This window comes from uncultured Nostoc sp. (assembly GCF_964245575.1).
GTDB lineage: Bacteria > Cyanobacteriota > Cyanobacteriia > Cyanobacteriales > Nostocaceae > Nostoc.
Window position 1 is genome coordinate 1 of record NZ_CAXTNP010000036.1, and the last position, 17,109, is coordinate 17,109.

General features: G+C 41.1%; 16 protein-coding genes and 1 pseudogene. 12 read left to right on the forward strand and 5 right to left on the reverse strand.

The genetic code is table 11. The annotated features are described in order from the left end of the window. Nucleotides 1-96: 96 nt before the first annotated feature. Entirely contained in the window at nucleotides 97-1,290 is a 1,194-nt protein-coding gene (locus ACFFAP_RS08390; RefSeq protein WP_375510793.1) for a Coenzyme F420 hydrogenase/dehydrogenase, beta subunit C-terminal domain, read from the reverse strand. A gap of 108 nt (nucleotides 1,291-1,398) precedes the next feature. Between ACFFAP_RS08390 and ACFFAP_RS08395 the strand changes: the two genes are divergently transcribed. From ACFFAP_RS08395 to ACFFAP_RS08425, 7 genes are all read left to right on the forward strand, one after another. Continuing rightward, a complete protein-coding gene (locus tag ACFFAP_RS08395; protein ID WP_375510794.1) occupies nucleotides 1,399-1,584 on the forward strand; it encodes a hypothetical protein in 186 nt (61 codons plus the stop codon). Between the two features lie 284 nt (nucleotides 1,585-1,868). Then, nucleotides 1,869-2,267, forward strand: coding sequence for a type II toxin-antitoxin system VapC family toxin (locus tag ACFFAP_RS08400; protein ID WP_375510795.1), 399 nt, complete (start codon nucleotides 1,869-1,871; stop codon nucleotides 2,265-2,267). 214 nt (nucleotides 2,268-2,481) lie between these two features. Further along, a complete protein-coding gene (locus tag ACFFAP_RS08405; protein WP_375510796.1) occupies nucleotides 2,482-3,357 on the forward strand; it encodes a PspA/IM30 family protein in 876 nt (291 codons plus the stop codon). Then, on the forward strand, nucleotides 3,341-5,113 hold the full coding sequence (locus ACFFAP_RS08410; RefSeq protein WP_375510797.1) for a DnaJ domain-containing protein: 1,773 nt from the start codon (nucleotides 3,341-3,343) through the stop codon (nucleotides 5,111-5,113). The genes ACFFAP_RS08405 and ACFFAP_RS08410 overlap by 17 nt, the downstream gene beginning before the upstream one ends. A 533-nt stretch (nucleotides 5,114-5,646) precedes the next feature. Further along, entirely contained in the window at nucleotides 5,647-7,101 is a 1,455-nt protein-coding gene (locus ACFFAP_RS08415) for a glycoside hydrolase 100 family protein (RefSeq protein WP_375510827.1), read from the forward strand. Between the two features lie 206 nt (nucleotides 7,102-7,307). Continuing rightward, a complete protein-coding gene (locus ACFFAP_RS08420) occupies nucleotides 7,308-8,750 on the forward strand; it encodes a 16S rRNA (cytosine(967)-C(5))-methyltransferase (protein ID WP_375510798.1) in 1,443 nt (480 codons plus the stop codon). Nucleotides 8,751-8,807: 57 nt separating this feature from the next. Continuing rightward, nucleotides 8,808-9,230 (forward strand): TerB family tellurite resistance protein, encoded by a 423-nt coding sequence (locus ACFFAP_RS08425; protein ID WP_375510799.1) that lies wholly within the window; start codon nucleotides 8,808-8,810, stop codon nucleotides 9,228-9,230. A gap of 68 nt (nucleotides 9,231-9,298) precedes the next feature. Here the strand turns inward: ACFFAP_RS08425 and psb35 are convergent, their stop codons facing one another. Both psb35 and ACFFAP_RS08435 read right to left on the reverse strand, forming a co-directional pair. After that, the gene (gene psb35, locus ACFFAP_RS08430) at nucleotides 9,299-9,526 is read right to left on the reverse strand and encodes a photosystem II assembly protein Psb35 (RefSeq protein WP_375510800.1); all 228 of its coding nucleotides are present in this window, start codon (nucleotides 9,524-9,526) and stop codon (nucleotides 9,299-9,301) included. Between the two features lie 205 nt (nucleotides 9,527-9,731). Beyond that, a pseudogene (locus ACFFAP_RS08435) lies at nucleotides 9,732-12,145 on the reverse strand (transglycosylase domain-containing protein). A 260-nt stretch (nucleotides 12,146-12,405) separates the two neighbouring features. Here ACFFAP_RS08435 and folK point away from each other — a divergent pair. From folK to ACFFAP_RS08450, 3 genes are all read left to right on the forward strand, one after another. Then, complete coding sequence (folK, locus tag ACFFAP_RS08440) at nucleotides 12,406-12,921, forward strand: 2-amino-4-hydroxy-6-hydroxymethyldihydropteridine diphosphokinase (RefSeq protein WP_375510801.1); 516 nt, start codon at nucleotides 12,406-12,408, stop codon at nucleotides 12,919-12,921. 68 nt (nucleotides 12,922-12,989) lie between these two features. Beyond that, nucleotides 12,990-13,538, forward strand: coding sequence for an NUDIX hydrolase (locus ACFFAP_RS08445; RefSeq protein WP_375510802.1), 549 nt, complete (start codon nucleotides 12,990-12,992; stop codon nucleotides 13,536-13,538). Nucleotides 13,539-13,545: 7 nt separating this feature from the next. Beyond that, nucleotides 13,546-14,391: an ADP-ribosylglycohydrolase family protein gene (locus ACFFAP_RS08450; protein WP_375510803.1), complete on the forward strand. Its 846-nt coding sequence runs from the start codon at nucleotides 13,546-13,548 to the stop codon at nucleotides 14,389-14,391. Here ACFFAP_RS08450 and ACFFAP_RS08455 read toward each other — a convergent pair. Further along, entirely contained in the window at nucleotides 14,388-14,516 is a 129-nt protein-coding gene (locus tag ACFFAP_RS08455; RefSeq protein ID WP_375510804.1) for a hypothetical protein, read from the reverse strand. The genes ACFFAP_RS08450 and ACFFAP_RS08455 overlap by 4 nt on opposite strands. Before the next feature lie 395 nt (nucleotides 14,517-14,911). Here ACFFAP_RS08455 and ACFFAP_RS08460 point away from each other — a divergent pair, with 395 nt between their 5' ends. After that, nucleotides 14,912-15,721 (forward strand): prohibitin family protein, encoded by an 810-nt coding sequence (locus ACFFAP_RS08460; RefSeq protein WP_375510805.1) that lies wholly within the window; start codon nucleotides 14,912-14,914, stop codon nucleotides 15,719-15,721. Nucleotides 15,722-15,816: 95 nt separating this feature from the next. Here ACFFAP_RS08460 and ACFFAP_RS08465 read toward each other — a convergent pair whose 3' ends face one another. Then, entirely contained in the window at nucleotides 15,817-16,278 is a 462-nt protein-coding gene (locus ACFFAP_RS08465; RefSeq protein WP_375510806.1) for a hypothetical protein, read from the reverse strand. Nucleotides 16,279-16,780: 502 nt separating this feature from the next. Here ACFFAP_RS08465 and ACFFAP_RS08470 point away from each other — a divergent pair. Next, nucleotides 16,781-17,056, forward strand: coding sequence for a hypothetical protein (locus ACFFAP_RS08470; RefSeq protein WP_375510807.1), 276 nt, complete (start codon nucleotides 16,781-16,783; stop codon nucleotides 17,054-17,056). Nucleotides 17,057-17,109 lie beyond the last annotated feature (53 nt).

The following is a 17,109-nucleotide window of genomic DNA, read 5'->3' on the forward strand; positions in this document are numbered from 1 at the left end:
AAAAAACTCAGTACACCTTTATTCCTTCTTCCCAGTCCCCAGCGATGCACTGAGCTTGTCGAAGTGTCCCCAGTCCCCAGTCCCAATGCCCAATTTTTATTCTGGTAATTTATATTGCCCAACAATACGCTTGGCAAACTCTGGAACGTGCGCCTCTAATTTTTCTGCATAATTTCGCTTCACATACAAATAATTCCGAGTAAAGTGAGAATCAATCGAAAACCGTGCATATTCTAAACCCTTGGGGCCGATTTTTTCGATAACCACACCCATCAGTTTTGCTGCCCACATCGGGAGGGTAACGCCTTTATCGTAAGCAGGAATACTTTGCTGTACAGCTTCCTTGCGGTTGCCTTTAGACATCACTGGTTGAGTGTCTAACTGGTCTTTCACCAAATCCAGCATTTCCTTACCTGTGTCATTTCTAACTACAATCCATTGCCAGCCGAAGGGTGCGCCCATGTAGCCAACGACTAAATCGGCTAGGGAGTTGACGTAATCAAAGCAACTCATACAGGATGGGGCAAACACATCTTTAAGTTGGTTTGTCTTCAAGCCAAAGAAAGGCACTGTTTCAGATGAGCCATCCTCATGTTTGAAGTGAACCCGAAAGTCTTGCATAAATTCGTAATGCACAACTGTATCAGGCGATCGGCTGGTGGTTTCTAAGAATTTTTGCAGTCCGGCGCGGTTTACATTATCTACGCAGGGCGTACCCAAAACATACAGCTTTTCTAAACCAAGTTGTTTTTCTACGGCTCGTAGCGCCTGGATTTGACAACCAACACCAATTACTAATAGCCGCTTCATCCCCGATTTTTCTATCTGTTCCAACACAGAAAGGTTCGGGGAAAGAGTTGGTTTATTTACCCGCGCTGCTAGTATTTCTTCTGGGGTACGGGCGATGATCGGCATGGGTTGAAAGCGGTCTTCTTTGGTATTTTGCACACAGACGACACCTTCAACTAAGCCGCGATTGAGCATTTCAATCGCAATGCTGCTAACAATACCCGTCCATTGTGCGCCTTCGATGGGCTGTTGTTTCCGCGCCGCCATCATATCTTGGTGAACACCAAAGTACAGTTCATCAGGATTGTCGAGATGGCGCGATCGCGTGTGCGTTTCTTCTTCAAGTTCGCCTATTTGCTGATTAATAAAAGCGCAGGCTTCCTTGACATAGTGAATATAGTATGTATCGCATAGTCCGCACTCGCTACAGAGTTCTTTCGCAGGGCGGCGGCTGGTAGGTTTTAAGGCTCTGGCTTTTTTGTGACGAGAAACTGAGGTCATATAAATTTTTTGTTGTTATCCAGGAATCGCTTTTATTACAATACCTTCACTGGCTATGAACTTGACGATAGAGATTGAACAAGAAGAGGATAGACGCAATAAGCTGAAGTGATTGATTTTCCTGGTGTACTGACTTACGGGCAGACAAAGGAACAAGCAGTTGCTAGAGTTCAAGCATTAGCTCTGCGTGTTTTGGAAGATAAGCAAAGAACATGGGGAAGCAACACACAGCAGCAGCTAGCGCCAGTGCAGCCCCAAAATTTGATGTTTTTAAGCAAATCGGCATCTTTTTAGTATTAACTTTATAATTTATATGAGTACAAATTTGGTAAATACTAATGTTGCAATCCATTGAAGGAGTGTATAAGAACGGGAATATACAACTTTCATAATTACCATCTGATGTATCACAAAGCCGTGTTATTGTAACTTTTTTAGAGCAAAAAAATACTCAAAATCAAAAGCAGATAATGCGACTTGGTATGTTTTCTGGGAATAAACAATCAACAGAAAAAGATTTTCAAATTACTGAATTTCATGGAGATACCGAAGACGGCTTAGACTGGTCATAGGTAATTATGAAGTACGTGATTGATACTCATGCACTCATCTGGTTTGTCGAAGGAAATTCGCGGTTAGATGCTAATGCCAATGCTATTCTTTCTAATCCTGATTCCCAGTTAGTTATACCAGCTACAACATTAGCCGAAGCTGTTTGGATTGTTGAGAGAGGAAGAACATCTATTCCTTCTGCCAAGAATTTGCTTTCAGCAGTTGAAGCTGACCCCCGTGTGGTAATTTATCCACTTGACAAAGATGTAATTGAAATAACCATAAGCTTATCTGCTATTAATGAAATGCACGATAAACAAATTGCTGCAACTGCGCTAGTTTTAGCAGGAAAAGGTGATGAAGTGCAATTATTAACTTGTGACTCAAATATAATCGCATCAGGATTAGTTACGATTATTTGGTAATGAGTACGTAAAACATAATGTTTTTAAACGCATAGAAATGCAAAGTAACGCAGAGTTTTGCCTAATTTATTTCGCTACGAATTAATGAAATATTGTACTGAGACTTTTCTGACGTAGCATTAAAAGCAAATGTCAAGGCTTAAGTAATTTTTCCGAAGACGCAACAGTATTAATCAGTCTACGCTCTGGGTGATAAGGCTACTCAGATAAACTTATGGGACTCGACGACCAAACTAACTCAGCGCAGCACGCTCTAAAAAAGTTACGTACAGCAACAGCTAGCGCCAGTGCAGCCCAAAAAATTGCTCAACGAGATTACGAACAAGCTCAAACTGAAGCTGATAAATGGGTACGGCGATATCAACTTGCATTGAAAGAAGGTCGTGAGGATTTAGCTCGTCATGCACAATTCCAGAAGGAACGCTACCAAGCAATAGCTAGCAGACTGAAAAACCTTGTAGACGAGCAAACACCACAAGTAGATAACATTAAACGTAACTTGGCTTCTTGGGAGAGCAAGATTTCTGAAACACAGAATGAAGTATTACTTAGCAATCCTAACACCAATATTTATATGGGTGTTTTCGAGCGTATGGAAGAGAAAGTTTTACAGATTGAAGCCAGTTCAAAAGTGGTTTCACAGCCCAATGATTTTCATGAGGAGATTTTGCTCAACTTTGAAGACACTGACGAGGAATTAAAACGGCTTAAAGATGAAATATCACCACAACTTAAACTGCAAGGTCAATCTACGGATAAAAAGGATACTAAAGCAACATTAGCAGAGGCTATTTGCAAGACAAAAGAAGCTGTCAACACTGCTGTTGAAAATAAAGAATGTATCCAGAAAGATTATGACAAAGCTCAAGAAGAAGTTAAATTCTGGAATAGAAAAGCTCATATAGCTTTGAAAAATAATGATGATAATTTAGCTATTAAAGCTGTACTCAAGAAAAAAGTTCAAAACAAAATTGCGCTTACTCTTCAAACTCAGCTTCAGCAGCAGGAAGCAACAGTAGCTGTACTCAGACAAAACCTGATGACTCTAGAAAATATCAAGAAAACATTAGGCAATGACACAAAACTCTAAAACAGGCGCAGCATTTATTGCAAGCGGAACCCTAACAGGCGTTGGTGTTTCTGCAACCGTAGGCGGGATGGGACTAGCAGGCGGATTTGGTGCAGTCGGCATTGGTACAACTCCTGTAGTCGGTGCTGGCGCTGTGGCTGGTGCAGCTGCTTACGGCGTTTTTAAAGCCATAGCACAGGGAGATGCAGCTGCTTTCGCTACAATGGGAATTGGTGCAGTCGGCGGTGCTGGTGTTTATAGCGTCGTCGGTGGTATGGGTTTAATCGCACCTAAAGTAGGGCTGGCATTTGGGATTGGTGCAGTACCAATGGCGGGAATTGGTGCAGTAGTTGGACTCGCCGCCTATGGTATTGCCAAACTGTTAAACGAATCTGAAATTAGCGAAACTCCAGCACAGCTTTTTGAGCGGATGGAAGAGAAAGTGTTGCTGATGGACTACTATTCCGAAGCAGTGATGGAATTAGAAGCATTTTTATCTGGTGAGGATCTCAACCAAAAATTTGCTGTTTTGGAAGTTGAGGATGAGTTACAGGCGCTCAAAACTCAATTAAAGAAAAAATCAGAATTTGTTACCCCTAAACCTTCTACTCCCAATATTGAAGCAGAAAGAATATCTCTGACAACCCAGCTACCTGAAACCTGGCGATGTGTACGCACACTCAAAAGTCACTTAGCGGCAGTTAATGCGATCGCAATCAGTCCTAATGGTACTACCTTAATCAGTGGCAGTGATGACAGACAAGTTTATCTGTGGAACTTGAAAACAGGTAAATGGCTTTACACGTTCTCTGGACAAGCAGAAGCAGTTTTATCTGTTGCTATCAGTCCTGATGGACAGCAGATTGCAAGTGGTAGTGTTGATTGCAAAATCAGCACTTGGCAGATGGACACAAAAAAATTTCACTATACATTCTTTTATTTAAACTCCGCTTATAGTCATAATGCTTTTGTTAACTCGATTGCCTACAGTCCTGATGGGGCAATTCTTGCTAGTGGTAGTGCCGATAAGACGATTAGAATTTGGGGACGCTACACGGGAACAATAAAACGCACTTTGAATGGACATTCAGATGCAGTTTTGTCTGTTACCATCAGTCCAGATGGTAAAATTCTTGCAAGCAGTAGTGCTGATAAAACTATTAGGCTTTGGGATGTCAAAACTTGGCAACAGCGCTACATTCTCACTGAACATTTAGGAGCAGTAAATACAGTTGACATCAGTTTTAACAGTCAAACTCTTATTAGTGGTAGCACAGACGCCACAATAAAGCTGTGGAATCTCCAAACTGGAAAATTACTCTCCACTCTGACTGGACACTCAACGGCGGTTTTGTCTGTTGCCATCAGCCCCGATGGTAAAACCCTCGCCAGTGCCAGCAGAGACGGTATTATCAAACTTTGGAACCTCCAGACTGGGGAACTACTACAAACTCTCTCTGGCTGTAGTCCTGTTGCTTTCAGTTCTGATGGCAAGACGCTGGTAAGTGGCGGTAATGGCGGAAGCATCAAGATTTGGAGTCAAATGCAAAGCTTTGATAAATTTACTCTCGACTCTGTGCTATCTGGGGAATGGTGGGAAGTCTTGGGTGTAAATCAGAGCGATCATCCCAAAGATGTCAAACTTGCCTACCTTCGATTAGCAAGATTGTATCATCCTGATGTCAACAGTTCTGCCATCGCAAAAGCCTCAATGCAAGCAATTAATCAAGCTTATAAAGAATTCCAGGAGCAGTTAAACGCTCACAAATGTCAGTAGTGTAAAATATATAACTCTTCAGAAGTATTGACATCTTAACTTTTTTAAGCACATACCTTGCATATTCTGAAAAAACGTTATAAATTATTAGTTTATAGGAGAATTATCTGACTTCTTAGTGTCAAAAACTAATTCTGTTCAAGTAAATACACTGCAACCAGTTTTCACTTCACACGAACTCTAAACACCACTGAAGATATGTTTTTGTTTGGTAAAGCAAAGATTCCGGACATGAAAGGGAACAATAAATAATCTAAAAATATATCTTGTGTGACTGTTTTTAAGAATAATGTTACTGCTTGTGGTGAAGAACAACAACTATAATTAATCAAAAGAGTAATCGATTATAAGCAAATTAACTAGCAATAAAGCTGCATAAATGTCAGCATATTTATTCATTGTTAATTGATTAATTTTTCTGTAAATTATATTTGCTATTCAAAGAATCGTTTTTGTTATGCTGAGAATAGCAAAAATAATAAATGAAGACGCATCTACCACAAATTCACAATCCAAATGGAGTTATTCTGGCGATGCACTTAAACGAATTGGAAACTACTGAAAATCTAAAAGAAGTGGAACAAGCGTGGCAAACACTAGAAAAATCAATTCTCTACTATCAAGGACGCCCTGTTGGTACGGTAGCCGCTTATGATGCATCTGTAGCGGCGCTCAATTATGATCAGTGCTTTGTTAGGGATTTTGTCTCTGCCGGTCTAATTTTTCTGATCAAAGGTAGAACAGATATTGTTCGTAATTTCTTAGAAGAAACCTTAAAGTTACAGCCTAAAGAAAAGGCATTAGATGCCTATAAACCGGGACGAGGATTAATTCCAGCTAGCTTTAAAGTTGTATCAGAAAATGGACAAGAATATTTAGAGGCTGATTTTGGTGAACATGCGATCGCTAGAGTTACACCCGTAGATTCTTGCCTATGGTGGATTATTTTGTTGCGTGCTTATGTAGTAGCCACAGAAGATTTTTCTCTAGCCTATCAACCTGAATTCCAAAATGGTATCAGGTTAATCATGGAAATCTGCTTGGCGAATCGTTTTGATATGTACCCAACGCTGTTGGTTCCAGATGGTGCTTGTATGATTGACCGTCGTATGGGCATTTATGGGCATCCTATAGAATTACAAGTTCTGTTTTATACGGCATTGCGTGCATCTCGTGAACTGCTAATTTGTCAAGGAAATTCCGATGTTGTTGCAGCCATTGATAACCGTTTGCCTCTTTTATGTGCTCATATTCGCCAGCATTATTGGATAGATATTAATCGCCTGAATGCAATTTATCGCTTCAAAAGTGAAGAATATGGTAAGGGTGCTGTTAATCTGTTCAACATATATGTAGATTCTGTTCCCTATTATGAATTAGATAAGTGGCTGCCAAAAAAAGGTGGTTATCTAGCAGGTAATGTCGGGCCGTCGCAGTTAGATACTCGCTTCTTTTCACTTGGAAACTTAATGGCAATTATTTCAGACTTAGCTACCGAAGAACAATCACAAGCGATTATGACTCTCATTGAAGAACGATGGGATGATTTGGTGGGAGATATGCCAATGAAAATTTGTTTCCCAGCTTTAGAACATGAAGAATATAGAATTGTAACTGGATGTGACCCCAAAAATATCCCCTGGTCGTATCATAATGCTGGTAGTTGGCCAGTTTTAATGTGGATGTTAGCGGCGGCGGCAGTAAAAACTAACAGAATAAGTCTTGCACAAAAGGCTATTGAAACTGCCCAAGGACGCCTCAGTACAGATGAATGGCCAGAATATTACGACGGTAAGAAAGGGCGACTAATTGGCAAACAAGCTAGGAAATATCAAACTTGGACAATTACTGGGTTCTTATTAGCAAAAGAATTGATGGCTAACCCCACTTATTTACCATTAATCAGCTTTGGTAAATTACCAGCAGAACAGGTTTCTAGAGCATGTGAGCTTGAAATCGCCAGTGTAGACCCGTATATGCCTCGATAGGAAAGTTAGAAGTTATTCAATTTTAGATTTTGGATTTTAGATTTTTCCTTCAATTTAAATTCCAAATCTAAAATTGATAGAGTTAGGAGCTATTCAATTTTTGATTTTAGATTTTTCTTGAATCCAAAATTGAAAATCTAAAATCTAAAATTGGCAGAGTTGGGAGTTAAAATACAAAAGCCTCCTGACTCCTGAATCATTTTTCCATGACAAACCCCCGTCAACTAGCTTTTATCGCTCTGCGAGATGTTCACAAGGGGGCTTATGCTGATGTTGCCCTAGATAGAGTACTGCAAAAAGTTAATTTGGCTGATAACGATCGCCGCCTACTGACAGAATTGGTTTATGGGAGCGTCAGAAGGCAGCGCACTCTTGATACTCTCATCGATCAACTCGCTAAAAAGAAATCTCACCAACAACCACAAGACCTCCGCACCATCTTACATCTGGGTTTCTATCAACTGCGCTATCAAGAGCGTATTCCCGCCTCAGCTGCTGTTAATACCACCGTCCAACTCGCTAAAGAAAACGGTTTTTCTGGACTCACAGGTTTTGTTAACGGTCTATTACGCGAGTATCTTAGAAAAGCAGGGGGAGCAGGGGGGCAGGGGAGCAGAGGCGCAGAGGAGAAAAACTCATTGTTACTCCCCCACTCCCCAGTCCCCAGTTCCCAGTCCCCAGTCCCCCATTTTGATCCGCTACAACTTCCAGAAAACCCAGTGGAACGCTTGGGTATTTTACACAGCTTTCCTGACTGGATTATTCAAGTCTGGTTAGAACAACTGGGTTTGGCTGAGACAGAACAACTGTGTAAATGGATGAACCAATCACCAACAATCGACTTGCGTATCAACCCACTTCGCACTTCCATTGAAGAAGTTGAGACGGCTTTGCAATCTGTTGGTATTTTGGTGACACGGATTTCTGATTTACCCCAAGCTTTACGATTGATTGGTAATAGTGGGTCAATTCAAAAACTACCTGGTTTCAAAGAAGGTTGGTGGACTGTACAAGATAGTAGCGCCCAATTGGTAAGTCATTTGCTCGACCCCCAACCAGGTGAGGTGGTAATTGATGCTTGTGCTGCACCAGGTGGTAAAACAACCCACATCGCTGAGTTAATGGCGGATAAGGGTAAAATTTGGGCTTGCGATCGCACTGCTTCTCGTCTTCGCAAACTCCAAGAAAATTCTCAACGGCTAAATTTACAATCTATTCAAATTTACACTGGTGACAGTCGCCACTTCAACCAATTTCAAAACACCGCAGACCGCGTATTATTGGATGCTCCATGTTCTGGTTTGGGAACCATGCACCGTCATGCTGATGCTCGTTGGCGACAGACACCAGAATCTGTCCGAGAACTTTCGGTGCTGCAAAAAGAATTACTAACACATACATCAACTTTTGTCAAGCCTGGTGGTGTACTAGTTTATGCCACTTGTACATTGCATCCAGCAGAAAACGAAGAAGTGATTTCGGCATTTTTAGCTGAGTCACCCGATTGGCAAATTGAGTCTCCAAGGGGCTTTGAGTTGCTTAATTCTGCATATAGCACCCCTCAAGGTTGGTTTAAAGTTTGGCCCCATAGACAGGACATGGATGGCTTTTTTATGGTGCGCTTAAGAAAAACCAATAATTCCGAATGAATACTGTTTAGGATTGTACGATTTGGTGGAGGCCTGAATCTACCAGAGGAGGCAGCAATGGTTACCCCTGACAATGTCAAAAACTTAGTTAAAATCCTGATTGGAGCCGCCTGGATCGATGGCAGAATCCAACCAGAAGAACGGCAATATCTCCGCGAAATAGCTCAAGCAAAAGGTTTGGCTAACGATCCAGAAATTAAGCCTTGGTTGTATGAATTTGTTCCTGTACAACCAAAAGAATGCTATGACTGGGTGCAGGAGTATTTAGGCGATCGCCCCAGTCTCGAAGATTGTGAAAATCTAATTGAAGCCATCAGTGGCTTAATTTATAGCGATGGTGAAGTTGCTGTCGAAGAAGCCAGACTCCTGACCCAATTGCAGGATATAGCCAAGGCGAATGATTCAACTCAACCAGCTCATACTGCACTTCTTAAACAAATTCAAAAGCTTTACCGCCGTTGGGTTGACGTGCAAAATTAATCATAGTCAAAAGTTCATAGTCTAATAACTAATGACTAATAACTAATGACTAATGACTAATGACTAAATTATGACTTCGGATCGCCCAGACCCGGAGTTTCTTCTTTATCAACTTTAGGCACAAAATCAGGACGCTCTTTGCTTTCCCAACCTGCGGGACGTTTCGAGTTGTACCAAGCTATTGAACCAATGCTTACAGCAGCAATAAAACCAACGACATACACCAAGGTGAAAGCTAAAGGAAACTGACCACCACCTGTTGCAACAGAATCTGCTGCCTGCATGAATATATGCATGAGTATATTCTCCAATCTTAAGTAACACTACTTGACACACTATAAAATGAGCGTATCACTTAACATCCCCCCAGAGTTTAGTTTTTGCAACTTCATATTGCATAGAAAAGCTGAAAGGGGAGAGGGGCAAAGGGAGCTGGGGAACCGGGGAAGATGAGGAGGACAAAACAGACAAGGAGAATAACCAATGCCCGATGCCTACTCTTCATTCATTAGAAGGTCTAAGTTTATCCCGCCAGGATGGCTGTGGTGATGAAGAACCAGAAGAACCGGAACTATTTGCCGGAGAGAAAGATCGCCGACTTCTTCGAGGCGGTGGAGAAGAAGAATCAGATTCTACTCTTCTAGATCGCCGCCGTGGACGAGATGATTCTGAGGAAGAGTTATTGGAACTTGATTCTTCGGTGCGATCGCGCCTTCTCCGTCTTGGGGTAGAATCGCTCGATTGCTGTTCTTCTTGAGAATATCTCCTTCTGCTTCTACGTCTCCTTGATGAACCACTATCTTCAGAATTAGAATTTCTAGAACTTTCCCTAGAACTTTCCCTAGAACTTTCCTGTTCTGAGTCATCATCAGAGTCAATAGAACGATTCAGCACTTGTTTGGGCTTGATGGCCTGGGCTTTGATGGTGCCTTTGCGACCTTCTAACTTGGGTCGTTTGGGAAACTTTTCTACAGGCATCCCCTCTACCGCTTTTTCCATAAATTCGTGCCAAGTGTAAGCGGCACTACCACTGCTGCCGTCTGTGGGATGGTTATCATCGTTACCTAGCCAGACCCCTGTCACCATCTGGGGAATGTAGCCAATAAACCATAAATCGCGGGCTTCGTCAGAGGTGCCGGTCTTGCCAGCAACTGGTCTATTATCTAATTGGGCAGCACCACCAGTCCCCGCTTCCACGACGTTGCGTAGCATCCAAGTCATGATGGCGGCACTGTCAGCGTCAAGGGCCCGTTTTGATTTGAAATTAGCTGACCAGATCACCTTGCCTTGGCGGTTGAGGATGCGAGTAATACCATGAGGCTCTGTATGCAATCCTTGAGTTGCAAAACTCCCATAGGCACTGGTCAATTCCAGCAGATTGACTTCATTTGAGCCAAGGGCTAAGGAGTAGGTGGGCTTGAGTTCAGATTTTATCCCCATATCATGGGCAACTTTAATCGTTGGTGCAAATCCCACATCAATCAACACCTTTACCGCAATGATATTGATAGAGCGGGTGAGAGCATCTCGGATATTCATCGAACCGTGGAAGTTTTCAGCATAGTTTTTCGGTTCATAGCCATCTACGACAAAGGGTGCATCCTCATAGCTATCGTAGGGGCTTTTACCGCTAGCGATCGCAGTAGCATATACAAACCCTTTAAATGTCGATCCTGGCTGTCGTTGTGCCTGAGTAACCCGATTAAACTGGTTTTTACCAAAATCTTTTCCCCCAACCATTGCCTTAATTTCACCGTTGCGGGGGTCAATGGCTACCATTGCTCCTTGCTTAAAGTTCTCCCAGCGTCCTTGATTTCGCAGCGTTTTAGCAACCGCCTCTTCTGCGACTTTCTGCCAAGTCGGGTTCAGCGTGGTTTCTACTACTAATCCCTCACTTTTTAGTACATTAGCAGAAACATACTTCGGCAATTCTTTTTGGATGTAGCTGGTAAAGTAGGGTGATTCTACTTCTAGTCGCTTGGGTAAACTGCTTTTAAGAGTCAGTGGTTCTTGGACTGCTGCCTGCCTTTGTTCTTGCGTAATTATTTTATCTTCTTGCATCCGTTGCAATACCAAGTCTCGCCGCCGTTTTGCCGCTTCGGGATTCTTGTCTGGAGCGTATAAGCTAGGAGCAGGGGCTAATCCAGCAATCGTTGCCATTTGGGCTAAAGAAAGCTGGTCTGGCGTTTTACTAAAGTATACCCAGGATGCATCTGCTACACCATAAGCTCCACCTCCCAAATAAACCAGATTTAAGTAACGCTCTAAAATCTGATCTTTGGTTAATTCATGCTCCATTTTTTGTGCTAAGCGAATTTCTTTGAGTTTGCGCCAGATTGTCTGTTCTTGTTTCAAAAACAGAATCCGCGCTAGCTGTTGGGTGATGGTGCTAGCACCTTCGACTACACCTTGCGATCGCAAATTATTAAAACCCGCTCTGGCAATCCCTTGTGGATCAAATCCGTTGTGTTGCTTAAATCTTCTATCTTCTGAGGCGATGAAAGCTTTTTTTAAATTATCTGGTATTTGTTCCAGCTTTAGCTGTTCTCTGCCCGTTTCACCTTGTTGTTGTAATATCGTTCCATCGACAGCTTTGATGGTGAGTGTTTGCTCTCTAACCACGGCATTCAACTCCGCCTGATTTGGCAAAGTCCGATCTATTAAACTGATACCGTAGATCAAGCCAACTATCCCACCACCTAAACCCAAGCCTGCCCAAAACCAGATGCGACGATAGAGTGGTTTCCCACGAGTTGCCTGATTGCCCTTCATCCTAGATGGTAAAATTTTCATTTGCTCAGTAACTGCCTCGCCTGCGCCAAATGTGCTGCTGGTAAGCTCTCATTTGTTCCTCCTTGTCCAGAGTCACTCAAATTAGTTGGTCTTCGCTTGAACCAGGAGGTAAGCTTCCCCATGTCAGTTCCTCGCTCAAAGTAGTAACTATAATAACCACCATCAATCAACTTTGGGGTTAGTTCACCACCATTGTGTTAGTATAATATCCTATAAATAATTAACTAAATTAACTATAAAATAATGTTTTTTAGATTTGGTTAATTTAGTTTTGTAAAAAAATTGCAACTTTGATAACTATTCGGAATAGAAAAATTATTGGCATTTTCTGGAATAAGTGTACCGAAGTATCCCCGAAAACAGCTTACTTAAGGAGAGCGCGATGCCTGCGGCAAGCTACGCCGAAGCAAAGCCAAGAAAAAGCGCCGTTGCCCTTGGTAGTAATATCGGCGATTCACAAAAAATTTTAGAAGCAGCGATAGAAACTTTAGCCCAAACGCCAGGTATTCTCTTAGAAGCCAGATCCAAATGGTATCAAACCAAAGCTGTGGGGCCACCACAGCCAGATTACCTAAATGGCTGCGTCACCTTGCAGGTAGAAATCACAGCCCAGCAGTTATTAGAAATTTTGTTAGGAATTGAACAACAATTTGGGCGTGTGCGTCAGGAACGCTGGGGGCCAAGAATCCTGGATTTAGATTTGTTATTATTTGATGACTTTGTTGTGGATACACCAAATCTCCAGATTCCGCATCCACGAATGCGGGATCGGGCCTTTGTGTTAGTACCACTGGCAGAAATTGCCCCAGATTGGATAGAACCAGTATCCGGGTATGTTATTAAAGAACTGGTGAAAGAGGTAGACTGTTCTGATGTACATTTATTGATGGGCAATTAAAGATACCATCCTTAAACGCAGAAGAACGCTGATTTCACCTCTGTATTCACAGATAATCAGATTTTATTATGCCATTAGGTAGAGAATTACCACAATTACTAAAACAACGCCTGTTTTATAAAGGACGCAAATTTGATTTTGAAGTTAATCGCTTGCGTTTGCCTAATAAATCAGAAGGAGAATGGGAATGTATTCGTCACCCTGGTGGCGCTCTAGCTGTGCCGATGACGCCAGAGGGTAAACTTGTACTCGTGCGCCAGTATCGTTTTGCAATTCAGGGACGGATATTAGAATTTCCGGCGGGAACAGTGGAAGTAAATGAAGAACCTTTAGAGACGATACAGCGTGAAATCGAAGAAGAAACTGGCTATAGTGCCAAAAAATGGGACAAATTAGGCGAATTTTTCTTAGCTCCCGGCTATTCTGATGAAATTATCTATGCTTTTCTGGCGCGAGATTTAGAAAAGCTGGAAACACCACCACCACAAGATGGAGACGAGGATATCGAAACTGTGTTTTTGACTCCCGAAGAATTAGAGAAAGCTATTCTGGAGGGAGAGCTGGTAGATGCTAAATCAGTTTCTAGCTTTTTTCTGGCGCGTCCGTTTTTAATTTAATACGAATATGCTGCTAGAGTTAGCGATTGCAGATGCCTACGGTGCAGGCTTTGAATATGCTGACGAGATAATTGTTAACAATGATTTGAGTCGATACGTCGAACATCCACGTTTTCGACTCAATCCTGGTAGCTACACCGATGATACGCAGATGAGCATTGCCATTACGGAAGTGATTGTTGCTCAAGCGCCTTGGACGGCAGAAGTTTTAGCTGATAGCTTTGTTAGAGCCTTTAAACGCGACCCCAGAGAGGGCTATGCTAGAAACTTCTACCATTTTTTAGTAGAAATTCAGGATGGGCTAGAGTTTTTAATCAAAATTCGCTCTGACAGCGATAAAAGTGGGGCAGCAATGCGTGCAGCGCCCATAGGTATTTATCCTACACCAGAGAAAGTCATTCAAGCGACAACAATTCAAGCGGCAATTACCCACAATACACCTGATGGAATCAATGCTGCCGTTGCGGCTGCTTTAATGTCAGATTATTTTATCTATCGATTCGGAGCAAAACGCAAATTAGGACAGTTTCTAGAAGGTTATGTATCTGGGGAGTGGTCTAAACCGTGGGAAGGTAAAGTAAAGTCCAAAGGCTGGATGAGTGTCAGGGCTGCGATTATTGCGGTGATGAGAAATGACAGTATGAGCGAACTTTTACGAGATTGTATCGCTTTTACAGGAGATGTGGATACAGTAGCTGCGATCGCCCTGGCTGCTGGTTCTTGTAGCGAAGAAATTACACAAGACATTCCCAATCATCTTGTTACAGGTTTAGAGAATGGAGCTTACGGTAGAGATTACCTCATCGGCTTGGATAAGCAACTGATGAGTTTGGTAAACAAAAAAATCGGTTAAATGTAATACATGCGTTGGGAGTGTTGCACTTCCATCCATTTTTTGTAAAGAGCCTCTAGTGTATAACCTTCAAAAACTGTTATTGCTGCTCCCGTTGCTTCCTGACAAATTTCTTCAACGATCATATTCTTTATCCTTGGAGAAGCATCTGGGCACGTTTTTTGATTATTAACAGTGTGGGCCTGCTACTTTACTCAATTAAGGGCAAACTTACCTTTTCAAATACTACGGTTTTACGATATTATTACAGTAATTTATGTAAACATAAAGCTACCTTAACCTTTACTATGTCCAAAATTGGGTAGTAAAGTATACAGTTGTGGCTGATTTAGATACCTGTACATTGAACACATTAACCGCTCATTCAGAGACTTGCTACTTATTGGTAATACTGATTTGTTACCTTGTCTAGAGTAATATGAAAATTGACTTAGAGCCAAAGTTATAACAGGATGACCAGAAGAAGCTTACAACTCCTAAATATGTGTCTCTATGCCAGACGCATACATGTTTCACACAGATGAAAAAAAATACAACTTTTAACAGTGCCGGTAAACTGACTGCTCTTTTGTTCCTAATAACTCTCTTCCTCACGCCTTGTGTGATTGTAAATGCAGGTGAACGTGGTGTATTGATGAAATTTGGCGAAGTGCAAAACCAGATATTAGGAGAAGGACTGCACTTAATTATTCCTGTAGTTAATACTGTGAAAAAGTTGAGTATTAGAGTCCAAAAGCAGGAAATTTCGGCTGAGGCTTCTTCCAAAGATTTACAAAATGTTTTCACTGATGTAGCTCTTAATTGGCATATTATTCCCCAGCAAGCAAATGCCATTTTTCAAGAAATTGGAGATGAACAAGATGTAGTTATTCGGATTATTAACCCAGCAGTTGAAGAAGTACTAAAAGCAGTAATGGCAAAGTATACTGCTGAAGAAATTATTACTAAACGAGGAGAAGTGAAAGGTGGAGTAGATGATGCATTATCCACACGACTAGGTAGCTATCACGTTGCAGTTGATGATATTTCTCTAGTTCATGTCCATTTTTCAGAAAGATTTGGTGAGGCGGTGGAGGCGAAGCAGATTGCTGAACAAGAAGCAAAACAAGCAGAGTTTATCGCGTTGAAAGCAACAAAACAAGCTGAGGTAAAAGTTAATTTAGCAAAAGGAGAGGCTGAAGCGCACAGATTATTACGTGATGGTTTAACTCCCGAAATTCTGCAAAGACAAGCAATAGAAAAATGGAATGGTAAGCTACCATTAATTGTCAGTAAGGAGGCTCCCAAATTGTTGAATTTAAGTGAAATTTTAAAATTTGATAAAAATTGAGATTCTTTTTAACGAAATATTTACTATAAATACATAGGGATGCACATCTATGCATCCCTACAATCGATTCATTTGTAGAAACGTGAGCAACTAAATTAACCGTTGGCGAATAAAATGGGAGAATCGAGAATCTTCAACTGGATCAATAGCATAATCAACAGGGTATAAGCTGTTGAAGAAATTAGACCCGTGATTAATTCTTTTTTCAGGTTATGCTCTTGAGGTTCTTTTTGAAAAATGTCTTTAGAACCGAATTGCATCAAGAGAATTCCCACAATATTAGAGAGCCAGTATCCTATAATTGAACAAGGTAGAAGTAATTTTGGGGAAAGTAAACTACATGCATACCCAAAACCATAAGCTATTGGCAAGTTAAATAGTAAATCATTCCACCAACATAGTGGTGACAATAAATATCCCAGTACTAAAAAGAACCCACCTCTGAGTTTTTTGAAAATGTCTTTTTTGAACTCTTTTGGAGTTGACTGTTGTAAGTCCTCCAGAGTTGTGTCTCCGGCTACATTCAACTCATGGCTGACGTTTTGGACGCTTTCCATAAAAACCCACTATTCTTATCGACTTAGTGTAGTTTAATATATAAACTAAACCAAAGTCTAGTAGAGAAGTGATAACATTTTGGCTTTTTGATGCTGAAAGTTTTACTACTGCATAGTTTCAGCCAAATAGAGGTTTAACTTAGATACTACTCAGGGCTGATTTATATCAGAGATGCATAAGTGCAAGGCCGAATAGCCTGTTGTAGACATCGCATCTTGCAGAATCTGAGTTTATTCTTTGGTATCTAAACTAAATAGAACGATTTAAACCCAATTGAGACAATCATCGCTATTTGTCGCTCAATAGGTTTCAAAATCAAAATATATCTTTCTAAATCATAGCATACGATGAGATCCAACATCGATACTGCAATAGCCAAAGCCTCTTTAGGCTGGGGTAAGTCGATGTTGAGTAGCAAAATTTTTATTTTGCATATAGCCAGAGCAGAAATTTGAATTAATAATAGCTACAATAAAATTACTGAGGCATCTTAATAGGAAAATGACAGATTTAACTCCACATAGCACATTTTTAATAGCAGGAATTGTTTTTATAACGATTGCTGTCATCGGGCAATCTAAATTAGGTTTTATTGAAATTAATCCCGGCTGTTTTGGCAGATTTTTGGCTCTATTTATGGGGATTTCGAGCCTATTATATGCTTTGGGATTATTCAATATTTCAACGGGCAGCTTTGACTTATTAAAAACTTCTCTTGTAGAACAAATTAAACAGAGTATAAGTTCAATAAATGACCTTTTACAAGGCTGGGAATAGGTCTAAACAATTAATTTTGGATAAGGGTAAAAGGTTGATTTTATCCCTTTTTT

Coding starts and splice junctions, on each gene's coding strand:
- ACFFAP_RS08390 (WP_375510793.1), bottom strand. CDS start 1,290: ATGACCTCAGTTTCTCGTCACAAAAAAGCCAGAGCCTTAAAACCTACC.
- ACFFAP_RS08400 (WP_375510795.1), top strand. CDS start 1,869: ATGAAGTACGTGATTGATACTCATGCACTCATCTGGTTTGTCGAAGGA.
- ACFFAP_RS08405 (WP_375510796.1), top strand. CDS start 2,482: ATGGGACTCGACGACCAAACTAACTCAGCGCAGCACGCTCTAAAAAAG.
- ACFFAP_RS08410 (WP_375510797.1), top strand. CDS start 3,341: ATGACACAAAACTCTAAAACAGGCGCAGCATTTATTGCAAGCGGAACC.
- ACFFAP_RS08415 (WP_375510827.1), top strand. CDS start 5,647: ATGCACTTAAACGAATTGGAAACTACTGAAAATCTAAAAGAAGTGGAA.
- ACFFAP_RS08420 (WP_375510798.1), top strand. CDS start 7,308: ATGACAAACCCCCGTCAACTAGCTTTTATCGCTCTGCGAGATGTTCAC.
- ACFFAP_RS08425 (WP_375510799.1), top strand. CDS start 8,808: ATGGTTACCCCTGACAATGTCAAAAACTTAGTTAAAATCCTGATTGGA.
- psb35 (WP_375510800.1), bottom strand. CDS start 9,526: ATGCATATATTCATGCAGGCAGCAGATTCTGTTGCAACAGGTGGTGGT.
- folK (WP_375510801.1), top strand. CDS start 12,406: ATGCCTGCGGCAAGCTACGCCGAAGCAAAGCCAAGAAAAAGCGCCGTT.
- ACFFAP_RS08445 (WP_375510802.1), top strand. CDS start 12,990: ATGCCATTAGGTAGAGAATTACCACAATTACTAAAACAACGCCTGTTT.
- ACFFAP_RS08450 (WP_375510803.1), top strand. CDS start 13,546: ATGCTGCTAGAGTTAGCGATTGCAGATGCCTACGGTGCAGGCTTTGAA.
- ACFFAP_RS08455 (WP_375510804.1), bottom strand. CDS start 14,516: ATGATCGTTGAAGAAATTTGTCAGGAAGCAACGGGAGCAGCAATAACA.
- ACFFAP_RS08460 (WP_375510805.1), top strand. CDS start 14,912: ATGAAAAAAAATACAACTTTTAACAGTGCCGGTAAACTGACTGCTCTT.
- ACFFAP_RS08465 (WP_375510806.1), bottom strand. CDS start 16,278: ATGGAAAGCGTCCAAAACGTCAGCCATGAGTTGAATGTAGCCGGAGAC.
- ACFFAP_RS08470 (WP_375510807.1), top strand. CDS start 16,781: ATGACAGATTTAACTCCACATAGCACATTTTTAATAGCAGGAATTGTT.